4 protein-coding genes are annotated in these 3,915 nt (G+C 65.2%); all 4 read right to left on the bottom strand.

The window, feature by feature from the left end; genetic code table 11:
* Positions 1 to 170: 170 nt before the first annotated feature.
* Genes CXY77_RS00065 through CXY77_RS00080 form a run of 4 tightly spaced genes read right to left on the bottom strand, consistent with a single transcriptional unit; the run spans position 171 to position 3,667 of the window.
* Positions 171 to 1,277 carry an ABC transporter permease gene (locus tag CXY77_RS00065; RefSeq protein WP_233197128.1) on the bottom strand — a complete coding sequence of 369 codons (1,107 nt, stop codon included), beginning with the start codon at positions 1,275 to 1,277 and terminating at the stop codon, positions 171 to 173.
* Positions 1,274 to 1,921, bottom strand: coding sequence for an ABC transporter ATP-binding protein (locus CXY77_RS00070; RefSeq protein WP_104129359.1), 648 nt, complete (start codon positions 1,919 to 1,921; stop codon positions 1,274 to 1,276). Before CXY77_RS00070 ends, CXY77_RS00065 begins: the two co-directional genes overlap by 4 nt.
* A gap of 2 nt (positions 1,922 to 1,923) precedes the next feature.
* Positions 1,924 to 3,003, bottom strand: coding sequence for a peptidoglycan-binding domain-containing protein (locus CXY77_RS00075; RefSeq protein ID WP_104129360.1), 1,080 nt, complete (start codon positions 3,001 to 3,003; stop codon positions 1,924 to 1,926).
* The gene (locus tag CXY77_RS00080; protein ID WP_104129361.1) at positions 2,996 to 3,667 is read right to left on the bottom strand and encodes a hypothetical protein; all 672 of its coding nucleotides are present in this window, start codon (positions 3,665 to 3,667) and stop codon (positions 2,996 to 2,998) included. The genes CXY77_RS00075 and CXY77_RS00080 overlap by 8 nt, the downstream gene beginning before the upstream one ends.
* Positions 3,668 to 3,915: the final 248 nt, after the last annotated feature.

The following is a 3,915-nucleotide window of genomic DNA, read 5'->3' on the forward strand; positions in this document are numbered from 1 at the left end:
AGCCATGCAACGACTATTATCAGAGCCAGAAAAGCCCATCGTTGCGACGACCGGTTGAATCCGCCAACCCCCTACGGGACAATTTGGCCGAGCTGTCTGCTCTTGGCGATTAATCCTGGATCAGCTATGTCGCCCTGTTCGTTTCCTGACATTGATCGGTGCGCCGTTGGTTACGGCACGCGGAGTTCTTTGAGCGGATCGCGGCGGGCGGCCGCCAGCGCGGGTACCAGGGCCGCGATCACGCCGATGGTGGTCGACAGGAGTGCGACGGCGCCGACGAAGTCCCAGCCCGGGAGTGGATCTCCGGAGGCGGTCAGCCCGATCGACGCTGCAATGCTGCCGATCGTGGCACCGACCAGGGCGAGGGCACCGGTTTGCGTGAGGAGCAGCGAGATGATCAGGGCTTGGGAGGCGCCCAAGGCGCGGCGGCGCCCGAAGTCCTTGCGACGCAGCATCACCAGGCCGTGAAGAATCGCTGCCACCAGCACCGCGGTCAGTGCGAAAACGACGACGACGAGGCTGCGGCCGAATGAATCCAGCTGTCCTTCAACCAGGCCACGGAGTGCGGCGAGGTTTTCACTCGTGGTCAGGGTCACTTTGGCGGGATCGGTGACCGCCAGGACGGATCGCACCGCGTCGGAGACGGGAGCGACCAGGTCGGGGCGGTCGGCGATGACAATGAGCACGGCGACCGTTCCCGGGGTGTTTTCGGTCTGCGGGGCGATGACGAGGGGTTCAAGGAAGGCGAGAAAGTCCGGAACGGTCAGGCTCCCGGTGACGGCGAAGTCGACGCCGGAGTCGTCCACGACAGCCCCGACGGCGTCCGGCATTCCCAGGCTCGCCAGCGCAGTCGGTGATGCCCAGATCGAGGCGTTGCTCACTGGCGGCAGCATGGTGATCCCGAGGTGGTTGAGTTGGCTGCTCCAGGCCAAGCGCATCGGGACCTTGGTCGCGCCGGCAAATTGGAGGTTGGTGACGTCCTGGGCGATACCGAACGCTCCAGCCCATTGGATGCCGTCGATGTGTGCCAGCCGGTCCAGCACTGTGGCGTCGAGCCCGGCGTCGGTGTCGGCACGAATGATGATGGAACGCGTCCCCTCCGAGTCGATTGAGCCGAGCACGGCCTGCTCCGCCCCGACCGTGCGTCCCGTGGTCAGCAGTACCGTGGCACACATGCCGGCGACCATGACGATGGTGACAACGGATGCGACGGGTTGGGCCCACGCCGTCGCCAACGCTTCCCGCACCACGGCAGCCCACCGGCGCAGCGCGCTCATAGTTCGAGTCGGCGGTCGCAGCGGGCGACCAGGGCCGGGTCGTGGGTGACGACGATGACGGCCGCGCCGCGGTGGGCCTGAGCGTGCAGAGCATCGACGACGAGGTCGGATGAGGCCGGATCGAGGTTGCCGGTGGGCTCGTCCGCGAGCAGAATCTGCGGGTCGTTGAGTAGGGCACGGCAGAGCGCGATGCGTTGCGCCTGACCGCCCGACACCTGACCCGGTTTCGCCCCCGCTCGCAGCGCGACACCGAACTGGTCCATCAGCTCGTGCGCGCGCCGAATGGCCGGCTTCCTGGGGGTTCCACGGTAGAGGGTGGTCTCGATGATGTTGTCCAGCACCGTTCGGGTGGCATCGAGGGCAGCGTCTTGAAAGACGAAGCCATACTGATGCGCCCGTAAACCGGCGCGGTCTGCGTCGCGCCGGTGCGCAGCATCCGTCCCGTCGATCTGCACCTGTCCGGCGGTGGGTTTGAGCATGAGGCCGAGCACGTAGAGCAGGGTGGACTTGCCGCGCCCGGACGGGCCGGTGATGGCGACCACCTCTCCGGCGTGGAAGTCCGCGCTCCAGTCCGCCAGGATCGGTGCGGTCGGAACGTAGCCGAAGGTGAGGTCGCGAGCGGCCAGCCGGATGGTATCGACCATGGCTAGTCGGCCGTCGCCGGGATGCGCACCGAGGTGCCGTCGGCGACGCCGTCAATGATCGACATTCCGCGGGCGCTGGTGACCACCGTGACGGGATGACTAGTGCCGGCGTTGTCGATGACGGATGCGGTGCCGTCGGCCGCGCTGAGCAGCGCGGCACTCGGGACCATCAGTCCGGCGATTGATTCCACCGTGACGATCCGGGATGACAGCAGCGACTGCTCCGTGACAGGGATGCTCGCGCAGGCATCCGCGCAGATGACCGCGCCGTCTTTGCCCACGAGGGTGACGACAATCAGTCCGGTCTCATCAGCGGCCTGGTCGGCCACGAACCCTTCCCAAATGCCGCCGTCGATGCTGGAGATTTCTACCCGCGTTCCCGTGGGCATCAACGCGGCCTGGGATTCGCTGACCGGTACGGTGAAGATGGGCGCGGCCGGTAACGCCCGCACGACGTTTTCTCCGCCGGTGAGGAGCGCTCCACGCGTGACGATCTCGGTATCGAGAGCTACCTGGGTCGGCAGCGTCGGGACAAAGATGATGTCGCCCGGCTGCACGACGCCGTCGGCGGGAACGCCCAGAGACTTCTGCCACGCCTTGACCGCCGTGGTGGTGCGGGGGCCGAACTGTCCATCGACCGCGCCAGTGTAGAGCGCCAGGTCGGTGAGTGCCTGCTGCAGCTGCGTGACATCCGCTCCTTCAGCGTCCTGCGCCAGCGCACGGAACGCCGGCACCTGGCCCTGGGCGATCACGACCGGTCGCAGGTTCACCGTGTAGAGCGTCGCCCCGACCGCGACGCTTTGGCCCGCAGTGACATTCACGGAGGTGACGGTGCCGACTGCCTGGTTTGATCCGGCGGGCACCGGAGTCCACTGCGCCACCGTGTTCAGGTTGATGCTCGACCCCACCTCGCCGGGCACAACCTCGACGAGGGTGAACGCGGTCGTGGCCACAACATCCCGTGGGGGTGTCAGCGCTGTCGTCGCTGCCCACCCCACACCGGCGCCAGCCCCGACTGCGACGAGCAGGCCGGTGACCCAGCGAGCCCAGCGCGGTGAGCGACCCGCTGCTGTGTCACTCATTGAAGTCGACGGGAAGTTGCGGGCACTTCTTGTTGATCGCATTCCATTCAGATTGTCCATTCCCTGCTACGCCTTCGTAGAGGTTCCAACCACCGGTCTCGGCGTAGGTATCGATGAACGTCTCCCGGCTCGGAGCAGCCGGAGTGTCATATCCTTCGGCCGCTAAGCAGGGCTGGAGCTCATCTGTGAAGTAATCAAACAGCTCGCCAAGGCGCTCATCGGTGAGCGGCACGTTGTACTTCGGATCCATCGGGTACTTCGCGTTACACGTATACATGGCCAGAGCATGCGCTCCGGCCTGGGAGTTTTGAATCATGCCGGACTCCAGCCCGCCATCCGCAGTGGCGCGCACGTCGGGCCAACCCAAATCGTGCATGCAACTCTCCCTCGCCGTTCCCCAGTCATCGTTGTCAACGAAGCGAACGATGTCGATCATCGGTCGCACCGCATCGGGCGATTCGCGTAACACTCGCTCCCATTCCCAGTCGAGTTGTTCTTGACCCGCGACGTCGAGGGTGAGCGCGAGCGAGCTCGCTGGGGCTGTCGAGCTTGAGGCCGCTGGGCCAGGGGTGGCGCTCGCACAACCCGAGAGGAAAACGAGGGCGGACGACGTCAGTACAAACAGCGCCGCCCATGATTTACGCGACTTAATAATGGCGAGCATTTTCCCCCAAATCAGGCCCGGTTGTACCAAACCAGTTCTGTGGCGACACTAGCGAGTGTTGGTGAACATCTGGTGTCGCCGCTCGAATGGCTCAGGCTCGGAGCCAGGTGGGAACGGTGAAGTGCAGAGTCATGATCATCATCACAGCCTGTCATCGCCCGTATGACGAACCCCTTACGGCGCTCCCGACGCAGCTAGACTGGCGTGGAAATCGGTCAGATTCGGGGGACTTCAATGTTCGATTTGCA

The organism is Cryobacterium sp. N21 (assembly GCF_002929575.1).
Lineage (GTDB): Bacteria > Actinomycetota > Actinomycetes > Actinomycetales > Microbacteriaceae > Cryobacterium > Cryobacterium flavum.

Coding starts and splice junctions, on each gene's coding strand:
- CXY77_RS00070 (WP_104129359.1), bottom strand. CDS start 1,921: ATGGTCGATACCATCCGGCTGGCCGCTCGCGACCTCACCTTCGGCTAC.
- CXY77_RS00080 (WP_104129361.1), bottom strand. CDS start 3,667: ATGCTCGCCATTATTAAGTCGCGTAAATCATGGGCGGCGCTGTTTGTA.
- CXY77_RS00075 (WP_104129360.1), bottom strand. CDS start 3,003: ATGAGTGACACAGCAGCGGGTCGCTCACCGCGCTGGGCTCGCTGGGTC.
- CXY77_RS00065 (WP_233197128.1), bottom strand. CDS start 1,277: ATGAGCGCGCTGCGCCGGTGGGCTGCCGTGGTGCGGGAAGCGTTGGCG.